We start from the raw sequence: 21,031 nt of genomic DNA, 5'->3' as shown, positions 1-21,031 counted from the left end.
GTTCTGGTTCGGTAAGAATACCTGCGTGCCGCTGCGGCACTTGCAAAGACTTGGCGCGGGGATAGGCCTAAATTGCCGGAAAGTCAAGGAAACAACGGGGAAAGCGCGCGAAACGTGATGCTCCGGGCGGGGCTTTTGAGCCGTGGTCGTGAATTTGTGCGATTTATCGTTAAAAGAGCAAAAGAAGGGTTAAAATCGGCCCGCTATTTCAGATAGGTTTTCAGCTCCGCACCGGCGATCAGGAACCGCATGGGATCGACCGGAGTGTCGTTGCGTCGCACTTCGTAATGCACATGCGGACCCGTGGAGCGGCCAGTGCTGCCGGCGCGGCCAATGACGTCGCCGGCTTCCACCCGGTCGCCAGGCCGGACGAGGATGGCGGAGAGATGGCCGAATCGGGTGGAGACGCCCTGGCCGTGATCGATCTCGACCATATTGCCGTAACCGCCGGAGTTTTCCGCCACCGTCACCTTGCCGGCGCCGGTGGATTTGACGTCCGCACCGGTTTCCGCGCGAAAATCGATGCCGGTATGCAAAGCGGGACGTCCGAGAAACGGATCCATCCGGTTGCCGAATCGGCTGGTGATGGCCCGGCCGGGGGCGGGGTTGCCGAAGGGCAGGGCGGTCGCACTTTCCTTGACGACATCAAGCCGGTTCAGCGCATTGTCGAGACTGGTGAGCGACAGGTTGAACGGGTCGGTTTCGCCGCGCTCAGGGGCGGCATAGGGACCGCCAACATCGTCGGTGCCGTTTTCCTCGATCTTCAGGCCCGCCTGCCGGATGATGTCCTGCATGGCGCTTGCCTTGTCCTCGGCGTCGCTGGTCAGCCTGGCGATGCGCGATATCTGCTGGCGTTCGATATCCTTCAGTGACAGCGTGACCTTGGAGAAAACCCGATCCGCCCGATCCGAAGGTGTTTCGCCGGATTCGGGCACATAGGCGGCCCGTCTATCGGCTGCGGCGGCTCTTTCCGCCTGCGGCTTCGGCGCCATCAGCTTTTCGATGGCGGAAAGGCCGCCGGACATATCCGCGCGTTTTTCCGGGGCCATGGCATTCGAGAGGGAGGAGGGCGCGACCGGGGCGGTGGCTGCGATGCCGGAATTTTCGGCGCGCTCCAGAAGTTCGCTCATCCGCCCGTGGCGCGAGGTGAGCGCAGCCTGCTGTTCCAGCAGCTTTTCCACTTTCTTTTCAACGACCTGCTGATCGAGCAGTTGCCGGGAGGTGACACGATCCACCTGAGCTCTCAAGGCGGCGATGCGGTCTTCATAGTCGTTCTGCATACGCGTCTGGCGCGCCATGGTCGCGCCGATCAGGTCATCGCGCAAAATGAGATAACCGGTAGCACCGAGATAACCGAGCGAAAACAGGCCGATCGTGCAGCCGGCAAGCGCTGCCATCCATGGCCGGATGGTCATATGCCGCACGCTTTCGCCACGCGCGAGAATGAGCACATGTGGCTCGCGTTTCTTGCCGAATACCCGATTTTCCGCCGTATCAGTCACGATTGCTCTCCGGACTGGCCGATTTCTTAGGGGAAATCATAATTCGTTAAGGTTAACGAAGTTTTGCGCAGAGAGCGGTATCGGCGGGGCGTCAGCTATGGCTGACGGATGTGAGCGACCGGTAGAAGGAGGGAGTCAGGCCGACTTCGGGAAGGGCATGATTTTGGCCGGGAACATCACGGCTGGATGGCCGTCAAAGCTTTTTTGCGGCCTCGAGAACGGCCTGCGCGTGACCCGCAACCTTCACCTTGTTCCAGATTTCGGCGATCTTGCCATCCGGGGCGACGAGGACGGTCGTGCGTTCGACGCCCATGTATTTTTTCCCGTACATGCTTTTTTCCTTCCAGACGCCATAGGCCTCCAGAACCTTCCGTTCCTCGTCGGAAGCGAGCATGACGGAAAGGGAGTGTTTTGCCGCAAACTTGTCGTGGCTTTTGACGCTGTCGGGCGAAATTCCGATGACGACGGCATTGGCGGCCTCGAATTGTCCGCCGAGCGCGCTGAAGTCGATCGCTTCGACGGTGCAGCCGGATGTGTCGTCCTTCGGGTAGAAATAGAGGATGACGGCCTTGCCTTGCAGTTTCGACAATGTCACCGTCCCTTCACCGTTACGGGGCAAGGTGAAGTCGGGCGCGGGGCTGCCAATCGTCAAGTCTGTCATAATCTACCTTTCTTTCGCCGGGATGTTGAGGGAAAGTCGCCACATTCGATATATAGCGAAACCGCGCTTCGTCCAGATCACGATTCAGATTTCAGGGAGATTAGGCCGGAAATCTGAATCGTGATCTGAATTAAAGAATTGGAGCGGGATTCCGGACGAAAACCGCATACACTTTTCGCCATCCCGCTCCGGTGTTGCGGCGAAACAAAAGGTATCCAGAGGCAAACACGGGCGTATGGCTGAAATAAGGGGTGAAAAGGTTACGTTCGGCAAGCGCGATATGGTTGCGTTGCACGAGCTTCCTTCGGCTCAGGCCGAAGACCCGATCATCGTGCATTGCCCGCCGCCGCGCTCCATGGCGCGCGCTTTCTGCAAGATTTTTGCGGCCCTTTTCGTGCTGGCCTTCCTGTCCATCGGCGGCATCATCGTATCGGTCGAGACCGGCTCCATAGACAAGACGCTTTCGAGCCAGGCCCAGCAGGCGCTGGAAAAGGCGCTGGGACCCCACTACAGTGCGCGGATCGGCTCCTCGGCGATCCGGTTCTCCACCGGGCTGCGGCTAGCGCTGGTGGCTGAGGATGTGGATATCATCGAGAAGGAATCCGGCCAGCATCTCAGCCGGGCGCGGGCAATCGGCATGGCGCTCGATCCGCTGGCACTTTTGACCGGCCATGTGTCGGTACAGAGCCTCGAAGCCGACGGCATGGAGCTTGATACCGCGCTTTTGCCGAAGGGTAACGGTTTCGATCTCGCCAGCATCAAGCTCGACGCCGTGCCGCAGCAATTGCAGGCGGCCTTCGGGCAACTCGACAAGCTCGCGCAGGCTTTTCTGAGCAGCGGCACCGAAGAAATCGATATTTCCAGCGTTTCGGTTCATCTGCCGCCCAGTGAACAGGGCAAGCCGCGCACCATCGAAGTTCGGGAACTGTCGCTGACGCCGGATCAGCAGGGCGGATATACGCTCGATGGAGAAACGCTGTTTAACGGGGAAATCGCCAGCGTGTCGCTCAGGACTTCCGGCTCAGGCGGTGTGATCGACGGTTTTGACGCCCGCATCGATGGTTTCGACATCGGTCCTTTCCTGGAAAAATTCGATCCCGACGGAAATCTCCATGAGGGCCTGAACGTCAAGACTGGCGTGAACATCGTCGCCCGGCGCGCCACGGCAGCGCAGGAGCCGCGGCTGGACGTTTCGGTCGGCCTCGGCAATGGCACGCTGATGATTGGCGGCGAGGCCCAGCCGTTCACGACAGGCACCGTGCATGCGCGTTATGATTTTGCGAAAAGCAGGCTGGTCATCGACAATTCGCGGGTGGAACTCGGGCGGACGATCATTCCCGTCACCGGTGAAATCAGCGATACGGAAGAGGGTTTCGGCCTTTCCGTGAGAGTGGACAACGGGGTCGCGTCCTCCGAAGCTTCTGGCGAGGCACCCGTTCCTTTCAACCTGAAAGCCGACGGTCGTTTTACGACAGCCACGAAGCAACTCGACGTTCCCTCGCTTTACGTTAGCGGCCCGCTAGGTGACATGGCGGGATCGCTGAAAATCCGGTTTGGCCAGGGTTCGCCGGAAATCAGCTTCGGCGGCCAGATTCCGAAGATGGAGGCCACGGCCGTCAAGCAGCTCTGGCCGTTCTGGATGGCGCACAAGCCGCGTGACTGGGTGGTCTCCAATCTTTACGGCGGCACCATCACCAATGGTTCTATCGCGATCTTCATTCCGCAGGGACGGATGTGTGGTCCCGGCTGCCCGCTGGTGCTTGGCGAAAGCGAAATGCAGATCCGCTTCGACATCGACGATACGCGCCTTAACACGACAGGCGACATTCCGCCGCTGCGGGACGTCGATGCGCATTTCGATCTCACCGGCGGCAAGATGGCCGTCGATATCAAGCAGGCCACGTCCTATTTCCCGTCCAACCGCACGCTTTCTCTGGAAGACAGCCGCTTCCTCATCTCCTCGGTCTATGACAAGCCCCTGCTAGGCAATCTCGACCTGAATGTTTCGGGCTCGGCCGATGCGGTGGCGGAGCTTGCGACGCTCAAACCCATCAATGCGCTCAAGGATACGCAGTTCAAGCCGGAGGATTTCACCGGCGACGTTACGGCCAATGCCAAGCTGACGGTGGGCATGCTCTCCAGCCAGAACCCGCCGCCGCCGGTGTGGACGGCCGATCTTGACCTGAAGAACCTGGCGCTGACCAAACCCTTTGCCGGCCACAAGGTGACCGCGCTTGACGGTTTCATGTCGTTGAACGACCACCAGCTGAAACTGGAGGGCAAGGGCCGGGTGGATGACGTGCCGATGGATATCGTGATGACGGAGCCAGTGCGCAAGAACAGCGATGTCGCTCCCACCCTGTCCCTGAAGGCCACCTTGAACGAGACGCAGGTCGCCAAGCTCGCACCTGAACTCTCCACGGTCCTCGGCGGTACGACGGCGATCGAAATCGACGGCGCCGACCCGAAAAGCCAGGATATCAAGCTCGATCTCACCAAGGCATCGATCATCCTGCCCGGGCTCGGCTGGAGCAAGGGCATCGGCATTCCCGCCAGCGCCGCCTTCACCATGCAAGTGGTGGACGGGCGTACGGCGATCAGCGACTTCTCACTCGATGGCGATGGTTTCGGCGCCGCCGGTGATATCGTCTTCAGCAAAAACGGCCTGATTTCCGCCGATCTCAGCCGCGTGAAACTCTCGCCGTCCGATAATTACGCCGTTTCGGTCGCTGCGTCCAAGAACGGCTATATCGTCAATGCGTCGGGGAAATCCGCCGATCTGCGGCCCTTCATCTCGAAGCTGCGCAGCCCCTCGAGCGGTGGTGATGGCGCATCCCGCTCACAGCCAACGCTTTCGGTCAAGGCGCAGTTCGACAAGGTTTACGGTTTCAACGACGAGGTGCTTGCCAACGTCAATGCCGATGTCAGCGTGCGGGACGGCAAGGTGCGGTCGATCGATGTGCGCGGCGTCACCGGCAACGGCCAGGCGGTGGTTGCGCAGACCGTCAATCGCGGCGCGACTGGAACCGTGACGCTGACCAGCAGCGATGCGGGTTCGCTTGCCCGTTTCGCCAATATCTACAGCCGTATTCGCGGCGGCCTTCTCAACCTTGCGCTGACGACCTCGAATGGCAGCGACTGGAGCGGCTCGCTCGACCTGCGCAATTTCGCCGTCGTCAACGAGGCCAAGCTGCAGGACATTGTCGCCACGCCGACGGGGGAGGATGGCAGGAGCCTCAACAATGCGGTGCGCCGTAATATCGATGTCAGTTCGGAGAAATTTCAGCGCGGTTTTGCCCGGGTGGTTTACGTCAACGGTTCGGTGGCGGTCGAAAACGGCGTGGTGCGCGGTGAACAGATCGGCGCGACCTTCCAGGGGCTCCTGAAGGATCAGAACGGCCGCATGGATATGACGGGCACCTTCATGCCCGCCTATGGCCTGAACCGGCTGTTCGGCGAGTTGCCCTTCATCGGCATCTTCCTCGGCAATGGCCGCGACCGGGGGTTGCTCGGCATTACCTTCAAACTGTCAGGCCAGACGGACCAGCCGAAGCTGACGATCAACCCACTGTCGCTGATTGCGCCGGGTGTCTTCAGGCAGATTTTCGAGTTCCAATAAAAAGGGCCGCTTTCGCGGCCCTTGGTGCAGGTTTGGCGCCGGTTTTACGCCGGGCGAACCAGAACGTGCTTCTTCTTGCCGACCGACAGCTTGATGACGCCGTCACCGGTCACTTCACCGGTGCCGATCATCTGGCGCTCATCGGAAACGCCCTGATCGTTGATCTTCACCGCACCGCCCTGAACGTGGCGGCGGGCTTCGCCGTTCGAACCGGCAAGGCCGGCGCGGACGATGAGGGAGAGGACGCCGACGCCGGCTTCGAGTTCGGCTGCCGGAACCTCGATGGAGGGCAGGTTTTCGGCAAGTGCGCCTTCCTCGAAGGTCTTGCGCGCCGTTTCCGCTGCTTCTTCCGCCGCAGCGCGACCATGCAGGATGGCCGTCACTTCCGTTGCGAGGATTTTCTTCGCTTCGTTGATTTCCGATCCGCCAAGGGCGGCAATGCGGGCGATCTCATCCATCGGCAGCGTGGTGAAGAGTTTCGCGAAGCGAACCACGTCCGCATCTTCGGTGTTGCGCCAGTATTGCCAGAAATCATAGACCGGCAGCAGTTCCTTGTTCAGCCATACGGCACCTGAGGCCGATTTGCCCATCTTCGCGCCGGAGGAGGTGGTCAGAAGCGGCGAGGTCAGCGCGTAAAGCTGCGGTGTCCCCATGCGGTGACCGAGGTCGATGCCGTTGATGATATTGCCCCACTGGTCCGAACCGCCCATCTGCAGGCGGCAGCCGGTGCGCTGGTTCAGCTCCACGTAGTCGTAGGCCTGCAGGATCATGTAGTTGAATTCGAGGAAGGACAGCGACTGTTCGCGGTCGAGACGCGTCTTCACGCTGTCGAAGGACAGCATGCGGTTGACCGAGAAGTGGCGGCCGACATCGCGCAGGAATTCGAGGTAGTTCAGACCACGCAGCCAGTCGGCATTGTTGATCATCAGCGCCGGGTTGTTGGCGCGGTCGTAATCGAGGTAGTTGGCGAAGACGTGCTTGAGCGAGGTGATGTTGTCCTCGATCATGTCGATCGTCATCAGCTTGCGGGCCTCTTCCTTGAAGGAGGGATCGCCGACCATGCCGGTGCCGCCGCCCATCAGCGAAATCGGCTGGTGGCCGGTCTTCTGCATCCAGTGCAGCATCATGATCTGGGTGAGGTGGCCGACATGCAAACTGGAGGCCGTCGGGTCATAGCCGATATAGGCGGTCACGGTTTCCTTGGCGAACAGTTCGTCGAGACCTGCCTCATCGGAGATCTGGTGAATGAAGCCACGCTCATCAAGCGTGCGGAGGAAATCGGACTTGAACCTGGACATGACCTTTTTCTTTCTGGTTGGATATTTTCCGTCATTGAAAGCCAATGAACGCCGGGGCTTTATCATTGTTTTTTGAAATGTGCACCCGTTTCGGCCATGAATATCGGGATTGACGTCATCATGATTCGATATTGCAAGGGAGCGGCGCGTGGGCGAGGTCAAAACGGCAATCGGGCTGATGAGCGGCACATCGATGGACGGCATCGATATCGCCCTGTTGCGCACGGACGGCGAAAGCGTGGTGCGGCACGGGCCGAGCGGTTATTTCCCCTATGATCCCGGCCTGCGCGCCATCTGGCAGAAGGCGCTCACGACAGCCAAAGCCATTCGTGAACGGAGCGAGCGCCCTGGCGATCTGGGGGAGGCCGAGCGCAAGCTGACGCTTGCCCATGCGGCGGCGGTCAAATCCTTCCTGCACCGTCACGGGCTTGAAGCTGGCGGTATCGACGTGATCGGCTTCCATGGCCAGACGGTGCTGCACCGGCCGGATGAGGCGCTGACCGTGCAGATCGGCGACGGGCCGCTGCTGGCTTCCGAAACCGACATCGACGTGGTTTACGACATGCGCGCCAACGACATGGTGCATGGTGGGCAGGGCGCGCCGCTTATCCCGGCCTATCACATGGCGCTTTCTGCCAACCTGCCTGATGGGTTCGAGACGCCCGCCGTCTTCGTCAATATCGGCGGTATCTCCAATCTGACCTATATCGGCGAGGGTGGCCGGCTTGCGGCTTTCGACAGCGGTCCCGGCAATATGTTGATCGACCAGTGGATCGAAGCGCATACCGGTAAAGCCTTCGACAAGGGCGGCAGGACGGCGGCGGGCGGCAGCGTGGTTGCCTCTCTCGTGAAGCGCTACATGGAAAGCCCGTTTTTTTCGGCCAATATCCGCCGCTCGCTCGACCGCGGTGACTTTGTGCCGCCGCAAAAGGGTGAGGTCTCGCTTGCGGACGGGGCGCGGACGCTGTCACATCTGACGGGTGCTGCCATTCTGAAGTCGGCGAGCTATTTGCCGGAAGCGGCGAAGACCTATGTGGTCTGTGGTGGCGGACGGCTTAACCCTGTTGTCATGGAAGAATTTGCGATCCTGGCCGCAAAGGTTGGCGCGCGGGTGATCGCGGCGGAAGAGGCGGGATTCGATGGCGGGGCGATGGAGGCGGAGGCCTGGGCCTATCTGGCCGTGCGCTCGCTTCAGGGGTTACCGCTGACCTATCCGGGGACGACGGGGGTGAACGAGCCGGTGACGGGTGGGGTTTTGGTGCGGGCATAATCGACGATGGTGGGCTTGGCTCACCCCCCTCTGCCCTGCCGGGCATCTCCCCCTCAAGGGGGGAGATCGAATCGTGGCGACCTTCCGGCCATCTTAAACCTAGAAGCTTGGGCGATGAGTAGGCGTCTGGCTGATCTCCCCCCTTGAGGGGGAGATGCCCGGCAGGGCAGAGGGGGGTGAGCCACACCCACCCTCGATCATTATCGATAAATCAAGACCTGCTTTAAAATGCGCGGCCAGTCACCGAATACGCTTCGCCGCCGGTTCCGGCACAAGCTCACCGTTCAGGCGGCGGTCGAGGTAGTCCTCGCATTCGCCCATCAGCTCATCCACCTTGCCGTTGAAGAAGTGGTTGGCGCCGGGAAGGGTGCGGTGGGTGATGAGGATGCCCTTCTGGGTCTTCAGCTTTTCAACGAGACCGTTGACGTCCTTCTCAGGCGCGACCTTGTCGGAATCACCATTGATGATGAGGCCGGAGGACGGGCAGGGGGCCAGGAACGAGAAGTCGTAGGTGTTGGGCTGCGGCGCAATCGACATGAAACCTTCGATTTCCGGGCGACGCATCAGAAGCTGCATGCCGATCCAGGCGCCGAAGGAATAACCCGCGACCCAGCAGCTTTTCGAATCGGGATGCAGGCTCTGCACCCAGTCGAGAGCGGAGGCGGCATCGGAAAGCTCGCCCGCGCCATGGTCGAACTCGCCCTGGCTGCGGCCGATCGAGCGGAAGTTGAACCGGAGCGTCGTGAAGCCGCGCTTCTGGAAAAGATAGAAGAGCTGGTAGACGATCTGGTTGTTCATCGTGCCGCCAAACTGCGGGTGCGGATGAAGGATGATCGCTATCGGCGCGCTCTTTTCCTTGGAGGGTTGATAACGGCCTTCGAGGCGACCCGCAGGGCCGTTAAAGATGACTTCGGGCATTGGTACTCCGGTCGTGTTTTTTCATTCCCGAACCGCATTCTTCCGATGAGAAGACTTGACGAACTGTGTCATCTTTTCTAGAACGCAGTTTAGAATAATTCGAAACTTTGCGTGTGCTCAAGCACTCGGGTCGTGTCATAAGGCAAGCGCAACTGTAATTTCAAGAAAAATGCGTTTTGGCGCATATAAGATTGAGCGAAGCTTTTCCGCTATGACGGGTTTAACGCGCACATATATGGATTGGAACGCCACGGCGCCGCTTCTGCCGGTCGTGCGGGACATCCTTGTGTCCGCGCTTGATCTTGCCGGCAATCCGTCTTCCGTCCATCGGGAAGGGCGCGCTGCCCGCGCCGCCGTGGAGGCTGCCCGTCGCGATGTTGCGGCACTTGCCGGCGCGCAGGCATCCCATGTCACCTTCACCAGCGGTGCGACCGAAGCCGCCAATCTGGTGCTGACGCCGGATTTCAGGATGGGACGCGCGCCTGTGCGTTATGGCCGCCTGTATGCCTCCGCCATCGAGCATCCCGCTTTCCGGGAAGGCGGCCGGTTCGGTAAGTCTGACGTTACGGAGGTTCCCGTTACGTTAGCTGGTGTAATCGATCTCGCCGCGCTTGAGGCGCTGCTGTCGTCGCACGACAGGTCCACCGGTCTGCCGATGGTCGCCTGCATGCTGGTCAATAATGAGACCGGTATTCTCCAGCCGGTGGCGGAAGCCGCGCGGCTTGTGCACGCGGCCGGCGGATTGATGGTGGTCGATGCGGTGCAGGCGGCGGGCCGCATTCCGCTCGATATCAATGATCTCGATGCGGATTTTCTTGTTCTCTCGTCCCACAAGCTCGGCGGCCCCAAGGGTGCCGGCGCTCTCATTTCGCGCGGCGAGGTGATGATGCCGAAGCCGCTGATCCATGGCGGCGGGCAGGAAAAGGGACATCGGTCCGGCACGGAAAATACCCTGTCGGTCATCGGTTTTGGTGCCGCCGCTGCCGTGGCGGCCGAGAAATTGGCGGACGAAGCGGCGCGTCTTGGCGCGCTGCGGGCGAAGCTGGAGGACGGCATGCGGGTGAATGCCCCTGATGTCATCATCTATGGTGCGGATGTTGCCCGCGTGGGTAATACGACCTTCTTCACCCTGCCGGGCCTGAAAGCGGAAACGGGACAGATCGCCTTCGACATAGAGGGCATTGCGCTCTCTGCCGGTTCGGCCTGCTCCTCCGGCAAGGTGGGCGAAAGCCATGTGCTGACGGCAATGGGGCACGATCCCAAGCTCGGCGCGCTCAGGATTTCCCTCGGCCATGCGACTGGCGAGGCCGATATAGACAGGACGCTTGTGGCGTTCACGAAAATTGCCGGGCGGCGCAAACTGGCCGGTCAGGCCGCGTAAAATGCGGCAAAGAATTGCGGAATAGCAATTTTCCGCTTGCCGGGATGTGTGAAAAGCGCCATCCCGCACCTACATGGGTATAAGCTCCGCCCCGGCTGACGGCTCGGAACGATTTGCCCGAAGATGAATAAGGCGGCTTTCCGCCTTGATACGTTGACAAGCCACCGGACCTTGGCTCCGGCGAGATTGGAGAACGACATGGCAGCGGTTCAGGAAACGATCGATCAGGTCCGCCAGATCGATGTGGACCAGTACAAATACGGCTTCGAAACCAATATCGAAGTCGACAAGGCCCCGAAGGGCCTTTCGGAAGAGGTGATCCGTTTCATCTCGGCCAAGAAGCAGGAGCCCGAATGGATGCTGGAATGGCGTCTTGAGGCTTACAAGCGCTGGCTGACGATGGACGAGCCAACATGGGCGCGCGTCAGTTATCCCAAGATCGACTTCAACGATCTCTATTATTATGCCGCACCGAAAAGCACCCCCGGCCCGAAGTCTCTCGATGAAGTCGATCCGGAGCTTTTGAAGGTCTATGAAAAGCTCGGCATTCCGCTGAAGGAACAGGAAATCCTCGCCGGCGTCGAAAAGCGCCAGGTCGCGGTGGACGCCGTGTTCGACAGCGTCTCTGTCGTCACCACCTTCAAGGCGGAGCTGGCGAAGGCCGGCGTGATCTTCATGTCGATTTCCGAAGCCGTGCGCGAGCATCCGGAACTGGTGAAGAAATATCTCGGCTCGGTCGTTCCGACGACGGACAATTTCTACGCGACGCTGAACTCGGCCGTCTTTACCGATGGTTCCTTCGTGTTCGTGCCGAAGGGCGTGCGCTGCCCGATGGAGCTTTCCACCTATTTCCGCATCAACGAAAAGAACACCGGCCAGTTCGAGCGTACGCTGATCATCGCTGAAGAAGGCGCCTACGTCTCCTATCTGGAAGGCTGTACGGCACCGCAACGCGACGAGAACCAGCTTCACGCCGCCGTGGTTGAACTTGTGGCGCTTGATGATGCCGAAATCAAATATTCCACCGTTCAGAACTGGTATCCGGGCGACAAGAACGGGAAGGGCGGCATCTACAACTTCGTGACCAAGCGTGGCGATTGCCGTGGCGACCGTTCGAAGATTTCGTGGACGCAGGTGGAAACCGGTTCGGCCATTACCTGGAAATACCCGTCCTGCATTCTGCGCGGTGATGACAGCCGTGGCGAATTCTATTCGATCGCTGTCTCCAACGGCCACCAGCAGATCGATAGCGGCACCAAGATGATCCATCTCGGCAAGAACACGTCGAGCCGCATCATCGCCAAGGGCATCGCCGCCGGCTTTTCGGAAAACGTCTATCGCGGCCAGGTCTCGGCCCACCGCAAGGCGACGAACACCCGCAACTTCACGCAGTGCGATAGTCTGCTGATCGGCGACAAGTGCGGCGCGCATACCGTGCCTTACATCGAGGCGAAGAATTCCTCCGCGCATTTCGAGCACGAGGCGACGACGTCGAAGATTTCCGAAGACCAGCTGTTCTATTGTCTGCAGCGCGGCATTCCGGAAGAAGCGGCCATCGCGCTGATCGTCAACGGCTTCGTCAAGGAAGTCATTCAGGAACTGCCGATGGAATTTGCGGTTGAGGCGCAGAAACTGATCGGCATTTCGCTGGAAGGGTCCGTTGGGTGAGACACACCATCGCAGTGAAAACGGCGTTGGCGTTTCTGCTGTTGTTAGCCTCATTGGGGGCGGCGGCGGCTATGCAGCCGTGTCCTAGTCAGGATGAGCGCTTGAAGTCGGCGGAGATCGTCGTGGAGGCGCGTGTCAGATCGCTGACAATCGGGGATTCGGGGATTATGGATTCTGAGGGAATAAATCCCCGGATGATCCGTGCGGAACTCGAATTTGTGAAGGCGATCAAGGGCGATATTAAAAAGCGAGACATTGTCGCTTACGGCACTTCATTCAGTTTCGCATTACTCAAACCGCTAACGACGATGGCTGTCGTCTATGATTTGGGGCCGGAAGACACGCTTGAACTCGAATTGTCCATCGAGAAAATCGAAAAGGTTGGCAGCCTCTATACACTGGATGATTGCGCTTACTGGAAACTGCCTGACGGGTTCGCAGATGCGATGAGTGACTGAAATTGACGGATTAAATCCTCGGGACAAGCCCGAGGATGACGGATGTAAAAGTTGAGACGGGCCCATGGGGTCTACGAGGCGGTCCTTGAAACCGCACCATGAACAGGAACAAAATCATGCTTGAAATCATCGACCTGCACGCAAAGATCGCCGATACCGAAACCGAGATCATCAAGGGCCTCAACCTGAAGGTTGCCGCCGGTGAGGTTGCCGCCATCATGGGCCCGAACGGTTCTGGCAAGTCGACGCTGTCCTACATCCTGTCGGGCCGTGAAGACTATGAAGTCACCTCCGGTGACATTCTCTACAACGGCGAGAGCATTCTGGAACTGGACGCCGCTGAGCGCGCTGCCAAGGGCATTTTTCTTGCCTTCCAGTATCCGGTCGAAATTCCCGGCGTCGCCACCATGCAGTTCCTGAAGGTTGCGATGAACGAGCAGCGCAAGGCGCGTGGCGAAGCAGAGCTGACGACGCCGGACTTCATCCGCCGCGTCAAGGAAGCTGCCGGCGACCTTAAGATCGACATGGATATGCTGAAGCGTCCGCTGAATGTCGGTTTCTCCGGCGGTGAGAAGAAGCGCGCCGAAATCCTGCAGATGGCGCTTTTGGAGCCGAAGCTCTGCGTTCTCGACGAAACCGATAGCGGCCTCGACATCGACGCGCTGAAGATCGTGGCTGATGGCGTCAACGCCCTGAAGTCGCCGGATCGCGCCACCGTTGTCATCACCCACTATCAGCGCCTGCTCGATTACATCGTGCCTGACAGCGTCCATGTTCTCTACAAGGGCAAGATCATCCGCTCGGGTGACAAGGCGCTGGCGCTGGAGCTGGAAAACAACGGTTATGCCGACATCATCGGTGAAGCGGCCTAAGTCGGGCCAGGAGGTGATGTCCATGAACATTCAAGCTACCAACCGGCTGACACCCGCGGAAACCGCACTGGTTGACGCCTATACCGCCAAGTTCAGCGAGCTGCCCGGCGACGGTGCCGTGGTTGCCGCGCGCGACGTGCTGTTCGATGATCTCAAGACCGGCGGTCTTCCGACCCGCCGCATCGAGGCCTGGCATTATACCGATCTGAAAAGCCTGCTGCGGACCGTTCCGGAAGACCGGCCCGCGCCGGTCATCGAAAAGGCTGTGTCCGTCATCGCCGGTTCGCCGGTTGCCTACGTGCTGCACGGCACGGCCAATATCGGCAAGATCGAGGACATCAGCGTTTCGAGCTTTGCGACAAGCCTGCTCGATGGCTCCGCTGCCGCAGGTCTCGCGGAAGCCAGCAAGGATGATGCGATTGGTCGTATCAACGGCAGCTTCGTGCGCGATGGTCTGGTGCTCAATATCCCCGCCGATGCCGATATCGAAAAGCCGATCGAATTGCAGGCCGTCCATGGCGCAGGCCAGGTTCACAGCCGTTTCCCGGTGCGTTTCGGCAAGGGTTCCAAGGCGACCGTCATCGAGCGTCACCTTTCGGTGACTTCGGATGCGGCCCTGGTTTCCTCCGTTACCGACATCGTCGTTGAAGACGGCGCGGAAGTGACCTGGATCATCCTGCAGCAGCAGGGTGCAGCCGATATCCATCTTGCCCAGCTGCGCATGAAAATCGGCGCGGATGCCAAAATCCGCCTGTTCATTGTCAATGCCGGCGGCAAGCTGGTGCGGCAGGAACTGCTCATCGACGTGGAAGGCGAGGGCACTGATCTCATCGTTCGCGGTGTCAACCTTTTGGGTGGTGAAACCCATACCGACGTGACGATGGTTCTTGGCCACAACGTGCCGAACACGACCTCGACGGAAGTGTTCCGCAACGTGGTGTTTGACCGTGCCAAGGGCATTTTCCAGGGCATGATCCGGGTGGCGCCCGATGCCCAGAAGACCGACGCGAAGATGGCCTGCAATACGCTGCTGATGTCTGACGATGGTGAGTTCTCGGCCAAGCCGGAACTGGAAATCTTCGCCGATGACGTTCAGTGCGGCCATGGTGCGACGGTTGCCGATATCAGCGACAACCATCTCTATTACCTGATGGCGCGCGGCGTGCCGCGGGCAAAGGCGCGGGCGATGCTCGTTAACGCCTTCGTCGCTGAAATCGTCGAGGAACTGGAAGAAGAAAATCTGGTAGAGGCGCTGGAGACGATCATCTCCGGCTGGCTGGAACATCATGCCTGAGAGCGAACGCGCCGCAATGGCGGCCCCTTATGACGTCGAAGCCGTGCGCAAGGATTTTCCGATCCTGTCGCGTGAGGTCTATGGCAAGCCGCTGGTCTATCTCGACAACGGCGCGTCCGCTCAAAAGCCGCAGGTGATGATCGACGCCGTTTCGCATGCTTATGCAAATGAATATGCCAACGTGCATCGCGGCCTGCATTTCCTCTCCAATGCCGCAACAGACGCCTATGAGGCGGCGCGCGAAAAGGTGCGCCGTTTCCTGAACGCCGGTTCGGTGGATGAGATCGTCTTCACCAAATCCTCCACCGAAGCGATCAATACGGTCGCTTACGGTTACGGCATGCCCAAGATCGGCGAGGGCGACGAGATCGTCATCTCGATCATGGAGCACCACTCCAACATCGTGCCGTGGCATTTCATCCGTGAGCGGCAGGGCGCCAAGCTCGTTTGGGTGCCTGTTGATGATGACGGCGCGTTCCATATCGAGACTTTCGAAAAAAGCCTGACGGAGCGCACCAAGCTCGTCGCCATTACCCATATGTCGAATGCGCTCGGCACCATCGTGCCGGTCAAGGAAATCTGCCGCATCGCCCATGAGCGCGGCATTCCGGTGCTGGTCGATGGTTCGCAGGGCGCGGTTCACATGCCGGTCGATGTGCGAGATATCGATTGCGACTGGTACGTGATGACCGGCCACAAGCTTTATGGTCCCTCGGGCATTGGCGTGCTCTATGGCAAGGCGGATCGCTTGCGCGAGATGCGGCCGTTCCAGGGCGGTGGGGAGATGATCCTCGACGTTTCCGAAGACAACGTGACCTATAACGAACCGCCGCATCGTTTCGAAGCCGGCACACCGCCCATCGTGCAGGCGATCGGGCTTGGTTACGCGCTTGATTATATGGACAATCTCGGCCGTGCCGCTATTGCCGCGCATGAGGCCGATCTTGCCGCTTACGCTGCCGAGCGACTGCGCGAGGTTAACTCACTGCGCATCATCGGCAATGCACCGGACAAAGGCGGCATCTTCTCCTTCGAACTCGAGGGTATCCATGCCCATGACGTCTCGATGGTGATCGACCGGCGCGGCGTTGCCGTGCGTGCCGGCACCCATTGTGCGATGCCGCTCTTGAAACGGTTCGGCGTCACCTCCACATGCCGGGCATCGTTCGGCCTTTACAATACCCGCACTGAGGTAGACTCTCTTGTCGAGGCGCTGGAATATGCGCGCAAATTTTTCGCCTGATATCGGGATTTGAGAGATCAGGATTGAGGTTTAAGACCATGACTGCCGAAGCCACTGCAAAGACCCAGGATGCGACCGAAGCTCAGGAAAAGGTGTCGACCATTCCGCCGGAAGAGCTGGCGCGCCTCAGCGACGATGTGATCGCGGCGCTGAAGACCGTCTACGACCCGGAAATTCCGGCCGATATTTTCGAACTTGGTCTCGTCTACAAGATCGATATCGAGGATGACCGCATGGTCAAGATCGTCATGACGCTGACCGCACCCGGTTGCCCCGTCGCCGGTGAAATGCCGGGCTGGGTGGAAAATGCCGTGGGCGCCGTCGAGGGTGTTTCCGGTGTCGAGGTCTCGATGACCTTCGATCCGCCATGGACGCCGGACCGCATGTCGGAAGAAGCGCAGGTCGCCGTAGGCTGGTACTGATATGATTTTGAGCGGTGTCATCCCTTGGTGACATTGCCGGACGCACTTAAATTGAATTCCATAAGCATCGAGCCTTGAACTCGATTGTCGAAGGAGAATGGGCCCATGGGCTTTGCAATCATGACCATGACCGGGGCTGCAGCCTCGCGCGTTAAAGCAATCGTCGAAAATTCCGGTGCGGATGCCAAGGGCGTGCGCGTCGGCATCAAGAAGGGCGGCTGCGCGGGCATGGAATATACCATCGACCTCGTGACCGAGCCGGATGCGAAGGACGATCTGGTGGAATTCGAAGGCGCGCGCGTCTGGGTTCAGCCCTCCGCCGTGCTTTATTTGCTCGGCACCCAGATGGATTTCGAAGTGACCAAGATGCGCTCCGGTTTCACTTTCAACAATCCGAACCAGACATCCGCCTGCGGCTGCGGTGAATCGGTTGAGCTGAAGCCCGCCGATCTGGCGGCGCTCGCAAAGCAGCGTGAGGCTGAGGCCAGCGTTTAAGAGTCAACGCTCTTGCCAGACACGCCAACGTCATCCTCGAGCTTGTCCCGAGGATTTGCAATGTTTTGATTTTATTGGCGTGTTTAGATCCTCGGAACAAACCCGAGGATGGTGGAGGAGAGATACCGGATACCGTTTCCCGGAACGGACTGCCGCTCGAAATCAGCTCTCGAAAGACGACGACTGCCGTTTGAATGTGTTTATAAAATCGGCCAGCGGGTGAATCGAATCCGTCGTCACTAATAGCGGTTCGAGTTCAGCGGCAATCACCCGACAATCTTCGGCGGAGAGTGGCCGAAGACTCGACGTGATCTTGTTATAGTCGGGTGTTCCGCGTGACGCGAGGGAGCGATGGATCACAAACACTTCTGTCTGTCCGTCCATTCGCTCCACGAAAAGCGCGAGCGAACCGCCATCCGCGGCAGCGGCGCTTTCCGATACCGATTTGAACATCCGACTACTCTCCGTAACTTGTAAACCTGTTCCGCCGGAACTGCAGCAGCAGCAACGGCTTTTTACTCATGCCGCAACGCTTCTATCGGGCTTAAACTCGCCGCCCGTCGCGCCGGGAAATAACCGAAAATCACGCCGATGGCCGCAGAAAAGGCGAAGGCGAGGAAGATTATAGACGGGCTGGTGACGAAGGGCACGTTGAGGAAGCTGACGACGCCATAGGCAAGGCCGAGGCCCGTCAATATGCCGACGAGGCCGCCGAAGGCCGAGAGCATGACGGCTTCTACCAGAAACTGCGTCAGCACCTGTTTTTCCAGCGCGCCGATGGCAAGACGAATGCCGATCTCGCGGGTGCGCTCCGTCACCGAAACCAGCATGATATTCATGATACCGATGCCGCCGACCAGCAGGCTGACGGCGGCGACTGCGCCCAAAAGCCCGGTCAGCAGCGTCGTCGTGCCGGTCATGGCCGAGGCGATCTGCGTCATGTCGTTGACGGTGAAATCATCCTCGCGGCCGATGCCGATACGGCGGCGTTCGCGCAGCAGGTTCTGCAGGTCGCTCTGCACCTTGGTGGTGGAAACGCCGTCCTGTGCCGAGACCATGATCGAGGAGATGGTGGTGGTGCCGCCGATGCGCCGCTGGTGGATTTTGAGCGGCATGATGATGGTGTCGTCCTGATCGTCACCGAGGCCGGACTGGCCTTTTCTGGCGAGAACACCAATGACCGGGCAGGAGATATTGCTGACGCGCACCGTCTGTCCCACTGGATTTTCCGCTCCAAAGAGTTCCTGCCGCACCGTTTCGCCGATGATGCAGCCGATCTGCCCGCCACGATCTTCGGCAGGCTGGAAATCGCGGCCGAGTGCGATGGTCCAGTCCTGCGCGATCAGATAATCATTGGTGGTGCCGATGACGCTTGTCTGGTGGTTCTTGCCGCCGAAAATGACGGTTGCGGCGGAGCTGCGATTCTGCGGGGCTACCGCACGGATGCCTGAAATCTGGTTGCGGATGGCCTCGACATCGCGGTCATCGAAGCGCTTGGCCTCGGTGCTGGCCCGTCCGGGTCCGAACTGGCCGGGGCGCACGAACAGCATGTTGGTGCCGAGCCGCGACAGTTCCGATTTCACCTGTTCCGTGGTGCCATTGCCGATGGTGACCATGGCGATGACGGCGGCGACGCCGATGACGACGCCGAGCACGGTGAGGAAGGAGCGAAGCAGGTTGCGGCTGATGGCGCGCAGTGCCAGACGCGATGTTTCAAAGAACATCGGATGTCTCCTTCTTGTCGGCCGCGCTGTCGGAGGCGAGGTGTCCATCGACGAAGCGCAGCAGGCGTCCGGCGTGGGCGGCGATATCCTCTTCATGGGTGACCATGACGACCGTGATGCCCCTGTCGCGATTGAGCGCGGTGATGAGTTCCATGATCTCGTTGCTGGTCTTCGTGTCGAGATTGCCTGTCGGCTCGTCGGCCAGAAGTAGGGCAGGGCGGGTGACGATGGCGCGCGCAATGGCCACACGCTGCTGCTGGCCGCCGGAAAGCTCCTGCGTGGTGTGGTCCTCACGACCCTTCAGCCCCACCTGTGCCAGCGCCTCCATGGCGCGGGCGCGCCGTTCCGAGGCCTTCATGCCGCGATAGACCAGCGGCAGTTCGACATTTTCTACAGCCGAGGTGCGCGACAGAAGGTTGAAGCCCTGAAACACGAAACCCAGCATGTGGCGGCGCAGCAGCGTCAGGTGCTCATTATCGAAGCCGCTGGTCGGCACGCCCTGAAACAGATATTCGCCAGCCGTCGGCACATCCAGACAGCCGATGATGTTCATCGAGGTGGATTTGCCCGAGCCGGACGGACCCATGATGGCGACGAATTCCTTTTCACGAATGGAAAGGCTGACGCCATCGAGCGCACGGATCGTCGCTTCGCCGCGGCCATATTGCTTGACGACATGGCGGAATTCGATGAGCGGCGGCTGTTGCATGCGGTTCTCCCCGTCAGCCGGCGTTGCGGGCCGTTGCGTCGGTAATCACCTGATCATCGGCTCTCAACTCGCCCGATTTTACCACGGTATGCTGGCCATCGGTGGAACCGGTTTCGATGGCGACGGAGACCGGATTATTGTTGCGCAGCACCCAGACCGTTCTTTTAGCCGTCGCGGCCTGGCCGGCGTCGCGATTCTGAGAGCGGCCCATGCGGGGCGGGCGGAACAGGCTCATCAACCCACCGCCACGGGAGGCGGATTCGCGCGGCGGCGTATAACGAAGCGCCGAATTCGGCACCAGGAGCGTATCCTTGATCTCCTCGACGATAATATTGGCCGTCGCCGTCATGCCGGGGCGCAGCAGCAGTTCCGCATTATCAACAGTCAATATTCCCTTGTAGGTCACCACGTTGGACACGGTTTCCGACGCGAAACGGACCGTTTCGATTTCGGCCGGGAAACTGCGGTCGGGATAGGCATCGACGTTAAACGTGGCCTTCTGCCCGGTCTCGACCTTGCCGACATCAGCCTCGTCGACCGAGACCTGCAATTCCATGTGGCGCAGATCGCCGGCGATGGTGAAGAGAACAGGCGCGTTGAGCGAGGAGGCGACGGTGGCGCCGGGATCGACGCTGCGGGTGAGGATGACGCCATCGATGGGCGAGACGATCTTGGCCTTGCCGAGATTGACCTCGGCGAGCCGCAGATCGGCTTCCGCCGAAAGCACGGTTGCCTCGTTGACCTGCAGCGTTGCGGCAGCAGCATCGTGGGTGAACTGTGCCGCATCCAGATCCTGCTGGCTGGAGACCCGATTCTGCACCAACGACCGCAGGCGCTCCATGGAGGTTTTCGCCGAGCCGAGATCGGCGCGCGCCTTCAGCACGTTCGCCTTGGCGGAGGCAAGCTTGGCGCGGGCGCTCTGCACGTCGGCTTCCAGCTTGTTGGTATCCAGCTCCGCCAGAACGTCTCCGGCCTTGACCGGGGTGTTATAGGTAACGTTGACCTTACGCACCGTGCCGGACAATTCGCTCGATATATCGACCTGATCCGTCGGCTGCACCGAACCGGTTGAGGTGACGATGACGGACAGATCGCCCTGACGGGCCGCTTCCGTGGTGTAGCTATAGGCAACGCCTGCCGCGCGTGACTGGTAATAATAACCCAGGCCACCGCCGACCAGCACGAGGAAAGCGGCCGCATAAAGATAGCGGCGCGATTTCTTCTTCCGGCCATTTCTGTTCGTTCCCAGAATCTCGCGCAGATCGGGCTGGCTGTCTGGTGTATCGCGGCCATTGCCGTTGGCGTCATTCATTCTCGTCACCCGCAAAATTCAAAATACCACAGAGGGTTGTTTCAGCTCTGCGGTTTGTCCATCCGTCTGTCGCTGTGTATTCCTCTGATTGTGGGAAGTGACATAGCTTGCCTCAAGGGTGAAGTGAAAACTTGGTAATATTTATGATAGTTCTGGTCTGCTAGAGATAGGTATTGGAAAGACCG

18 protein-coding genes are annotated in these 21,031 nt (G+C 59.8%); 10 read left to right on the top strand and 8 right to left on the bottom strand.

Annotated elements, in window-relative coordinates:
• Nucleotides 1–203 precede the first annotated feature (203 nt).
• Entirely contained in the window at nucleotides 204–1,502 is a 1,299-nt protein-coding gene (locus CFBP5499_RS08375) for a M23 family metallopeptidase (protein WP_080824862.1), read from the bottom strand.
• Nucleotides 1,503–1,695: 193 nt separating this feature from the next.
• Nucleotides 1,696–2,163, bottom strand: coding sequence for a peroxiredoxin (locus CFBP5499_RS08370; RefSeq protein WP_080824863.1), 468 nt, complete (start codon nucleotides 2,161–2,163; stop codon nucleotides 1,696–1,698).
• A gap of 235 nt (nucleotides 2,164–2,398) precedes the next feature.
• Here CFBP5499_RS08370 and CFBP5499_RS08365 point away from each other — a divergent pair, with 235 nt between their 5' ends.
• Nucleotides 2,399–5,782 (top strand): DUF3971 domain-containing protein, encoded by a 3,384-nt coding sequence (locus tag CFBP5499_RS08365; RefSeq protein WP_080824864.1) that lies wholly within the window; start codon nucleotides 2,399–2,401, stop codon nucleotides 5,780–5,782.
• 44 nt (nucleotides 5,783–5,826) lie between these two features.
• On the opposite strand, the gene tyrS is transcribed toward CFBP5499_RS08365, so the two are convergent.
• Nucleotides 5,827–7,080: a tyrosine--tRNA ligase gene (gene tyrS / locus CFBP5499_RS08360; RefSeq protein ID WP_080827292.1), complete on the bottom strand. Its 1,254-nt coding sequence runs from the start codon at nucleotides 7,078–7,080 to the stop codon at nucleotides 5,827–5,829.
• A 148-nt stretch (nucleotides 7,081–7,228) separates the two neighbouring features.
• Between tyrS and CFBP5499_RS08355 the strand changes: the two genes are divergently transcribed.
• On the top strand, nucleotides 7,229–8,350 hold the full coding sequence (locus CFBP5499_RS08355; protein WP_080824865.1) for an anhydro-N-acetylmuramic acid kinase: 1,122 nt from the start codon (nucleotides 7,229–7,231) through the stop codon (nucleotides 8,348–8,350).
• Nucleotides 8,351–8,590: 240 nt separating this feature from the next.
• Here the strand turns inward: CFBP5499_RS08355 and CFBP5499_RS08345 are convergent, their stop codons facing one another.
• Nucleotides 8,591–9,268 carry an alpha/beta hydrolase gene (locus CFBP5499_RS08345; protein WP_020012833.1) on the bottom strand — a complete coding sequence of 226 codons (678 nt, stop codon included), beginning with the start codon at nucleotides 9,266–9,268 and terminating at the stop codon, nucleotides 8,591–8,593.
• A 211-nt stretch (nucleotides 9,269–9,479) separates the two neighbouring features.
• Between CFBP5499_RS08345 and CFBP5499_RS08340 the strand changes: the two genes are divergently transcribed.
• The 8 genes from CFBP5499_RS08340 to sufA all read left to right on the top strand — a co-directional run bounded on the left by CFBP5499_RS08340 (nucleotide 9,480) and on the right by sufA (nucleotide 17,101).
• Complete coding sequence (locus tag CFBP5499_RS08340; RefSeq protein ID WP_080827293.1) at nucleotides 9,480–10,649, top strand: cysteine desulfurase family protein; 1,170 nt, start codon at nucleotides 9,480–9,482, stop codon at nucleotides 10,647–10,649.
• 198 nt (nucleotides 10,650–10,847) lie between these two features.
• Nucleotides 10,848–12,317, top strand: coding sequence for a Fe-S cluster assembly protein SufB (gene sufB, locus CFBP5499_RS08335; protein ID WP_080824867.1), 1,470 nt, complete (start codon nucleotides 10,848–10,850; stop codon nucleotides 12,315–12,317).
• A complete protein-coding gene (locus tag CFBP5499_RS08330) occupies nucleotides 12,314–12,775 on the top strand; it encodes a hypothetical protein (protein WP_080824868.1) in 462 nt (153 codons plus the stop codon). The genes sufB and CFBP5499_RS08330 overlap by 4 nt, the downstream gene beginning before the upstream one ends.
• 116 nt (nucleotides 12,776–12,891) lie before the next feature.
• Complete coding sequence (gene sufC / locus CFBP5499_RS08325) at nucleotides 12,892–13,647, top strand: Fe-S cluster assembly ATPase SufC (RefSeq protein ID WP_003507958.1); 756 nt, start codon at nucleotides 12,892–12,894, stop codon at nucleotides 13,645–13,647.
• Nucleotides 13,648–13,669: 22 nt separating this feature from the next.
• Nucleotides 13,670–14,941: a Fe-S cluster assembly protein SufD gene (gene sufD / locus CFBP5499_RS08320; protein WP_080827295.1), complete on the top strand. Its 1,272-nt coding sequence runs from the start codon at nucleotides 13,670–13,672 to the stop codon at nucleotides 14,939–14,941.
• Entirely contained in the window at nucleotides 14,934–16,184 is a 1,251-nt protein-coding gene (locus CFBP5499_RS08315) for a cysteine desulfurase (RefSeq protein WP_175416660.1), read from the top strand. Before sufD ends, CFBP5499_RS08315 begins: the two co-directional genes overlap by 8 nt.
• Before the next feature lie 38 nt (nucleotides 16,185–16,222).
• Complete coding sequence (locus tag CFBP5499_RS08310) at nucleotides 16,223–16,606, top strand: SUF system Fe-S cluster assembly protein (protein ID WP_080824869.1); 384 nt, start codon at nucleotides 16,223–16,225, stop codon at nucleotides 16,604–16,606.
• Nucleotides 16,607–16,711: 105 nt separating this feature from the next.
• Nucleotides 16,712–17,101 carry a Fe-S cluster assembly scaffold SufA gene (gene sufA, locus CFBP5499_RS08305; protein ID WP_080824870.1) on the top strand — a complete coding sequence of 130 codons (390 nt, stop codon included), beginning with the start codon at nucleotides 16,712–16,714 and terminating at the stop codon, nucleotides 17,099–17,101.
• Nucleotides 17,102–17,263: 162 nt separating this feature from the next.
• Here sufA and CFBP5499_RS08300 read toward each other — a convergent pair whose 3' ends face one another.
• From CFBP5499_RS08300 to CFBP5499_RS08285, 4 genes are all read right to left on the bottom strand, one after another.
• A complete protein-coding gene (locus CFBP5499_RS08300) occupies nucleotides 17,264–17,554 on the bottom strand; it encodes a hypothetical protein (protein ID WP_080824871.1) in 291 nt (96 codons plus the stop codon).
• A 62-nt stretch (nucleotides 17,555–17,616) separates the two neighbouring features.
• Complete coding sequence (locus CFBP5499_RS08295) at nucleotides 17,617–18,825, bottom strand: ABC transporter permease (RefSeq protein ID WP_080824872.1); 1,209 nt, start codon at nucleotides 18,823–18,825, stop codon at nucleotides 17,617–17,619.
• Entirely contained in the window at nucleotides 18,815–19,534 is a 720-nt protein-coding gene (locus CFBP5499_RS08290) for an ABC transporter ATP-binding protein (protein ID WP_080824873.1), read from the bottom strand. Before CFBP5499_RS08290 ends, CFBP5499_RS08295 begins: the two co-directional genes overlap by 11 nt.
• Nucleotides 19,535–19,547: 13 nt before the next feature.
• Nucleotides 19,548–20,846, bottom strand: coding sequence for an efflux RND transporter periplasmic adaptor subunit (locus tag CFBP5499_RS08285; protein ID WP_080824874.1), 1,299 nt, complete (start codon nucleotides 20,844–20,846; stop codon nucleotides 19,548–19,550).
• Nucleotides 20,847–21,031: the final 185 nt, after the last annotated feature.

Source organism: Agrobacterium tumefaciens (assembly GCF_005221325.1).
In the GTDB taxonomy this organism is placed as follows: Bacteria; Pseudomonadota; Alphaproteobacteria; order Rhizobiales; family Rhizobiaceae; genus Agrobacterium.
This window is presented reverse-complemented; position numbering and strand designations above follow the sequence as displayed.

Excerpts from the sequence above, each read along its gene's own strand:
- CFBP5499_RS08345 (WP_020012833.1), bottom strand. The coding sequence starts at position 9,268 with ATGCCCGAAGTCATCTTTAACGGCCCTGCGGGTCGCCTCGAAGGCCGT.
- CFBP5499_RS08285 (WP_080824874.1), bottom strand. The coding sequence starts at position 20,846 with ATGAATGACGCCAACGGCAATGGCCGCGATACACCAGACAGCCAGCCC.
- CFBP5499_RS08295 (WP_080824872.1), bottom strand. The coding sequence starts at position 18,825 with ATGTTCTTTGAAACATCGCGTCTGGCACTGCGCGCCATCAGCCGCAAC.
- CFBP5499_RS08290 (WP_080824873.1), bottom strand. The coding sequence starts at position 19,534 with ATGCAACAGCCGCCGCTCATCGAATTCCGCCATGTCGTCAAGCAATAT.
- sufC (WP_003507958.1), top strand. The coding sequence starts at position 12,892 with ATGCTTGAAATCATCGACCTGCACGCAAAGATCGCCGATACCGAAACC.
- tyrS (WP_080827292.1), bottom strand. The coding sequence starts at position 7,080 with ATGTCCAGGTTCAAGTCCGATTTCCTCCGCACGCTTGATGAGCGTGGC.
- CFBP5499_RS08315 (WP_175416660.1), top strand. The coding sequence starts at position 14,934 with ATGCCTGAGAGCGAACGCGCCGCAATGGCGGCCCCTTATGACGTCGAA.
- CFBP5499_RS08340 (WP_080827293.1), top strand. The coding sequence starts at position 9,480 with ATGACGGGTTTAACGCGCACATATATGGATTGGAACGCCACGGCGCCG.
- CFBP5499_RS08300 (WP_080824871.1), bottom strand. The coding sequence starts at position 17,554 with ATGTTCAAATCGGTATCGGAAAGCGCCGCTGCCGCGGATGGCGGTTCG.
- sufD (WP_080827295.1), top strand. The coding sequence starts at position 13,670 with ATGAACATTCAAGCTACCAACCGGCTGACACCCGCGGAAACCGCACTG.
- CFBP5499_RS08370 (WP_080824863.1), bottom strand. The coding sequence starts at position 2,163 with ATGACAGACTTGACGATTGGCAGCCCCGCGCCCGACTTCACCTTGCCC.
- sufB (WP_080824867.1), top strand. The coding sequence starts at position 10,848 with ATGGCAGCGGTTCAGGAAACGATCGATCAGGTCCGCCAGATCGATGTG.
- CFBP5499_RS08310 (WP_080824869.1), top strand. The coding sequence starts at position 16,223 with ATGACTGCCGAAGCCACTGCAAAGACCCAGGATGCGACCGAAGCTCAG.
- sufA (WP_080824870.1), top strand. The coding sequence starts at position 16,712 with ATGGGCTTTGCAATCATGACCATGACCGGGGCTGCAGCCTCGCGCGTT.
- CFBP5499_RS08365 (WP_080824864.1), top strand. The coding sequence starts at position 2,399 with ATGGCTGAAATAAGGGGTGAAAAGGTTACGTTCGGCAAGCGCGATATG.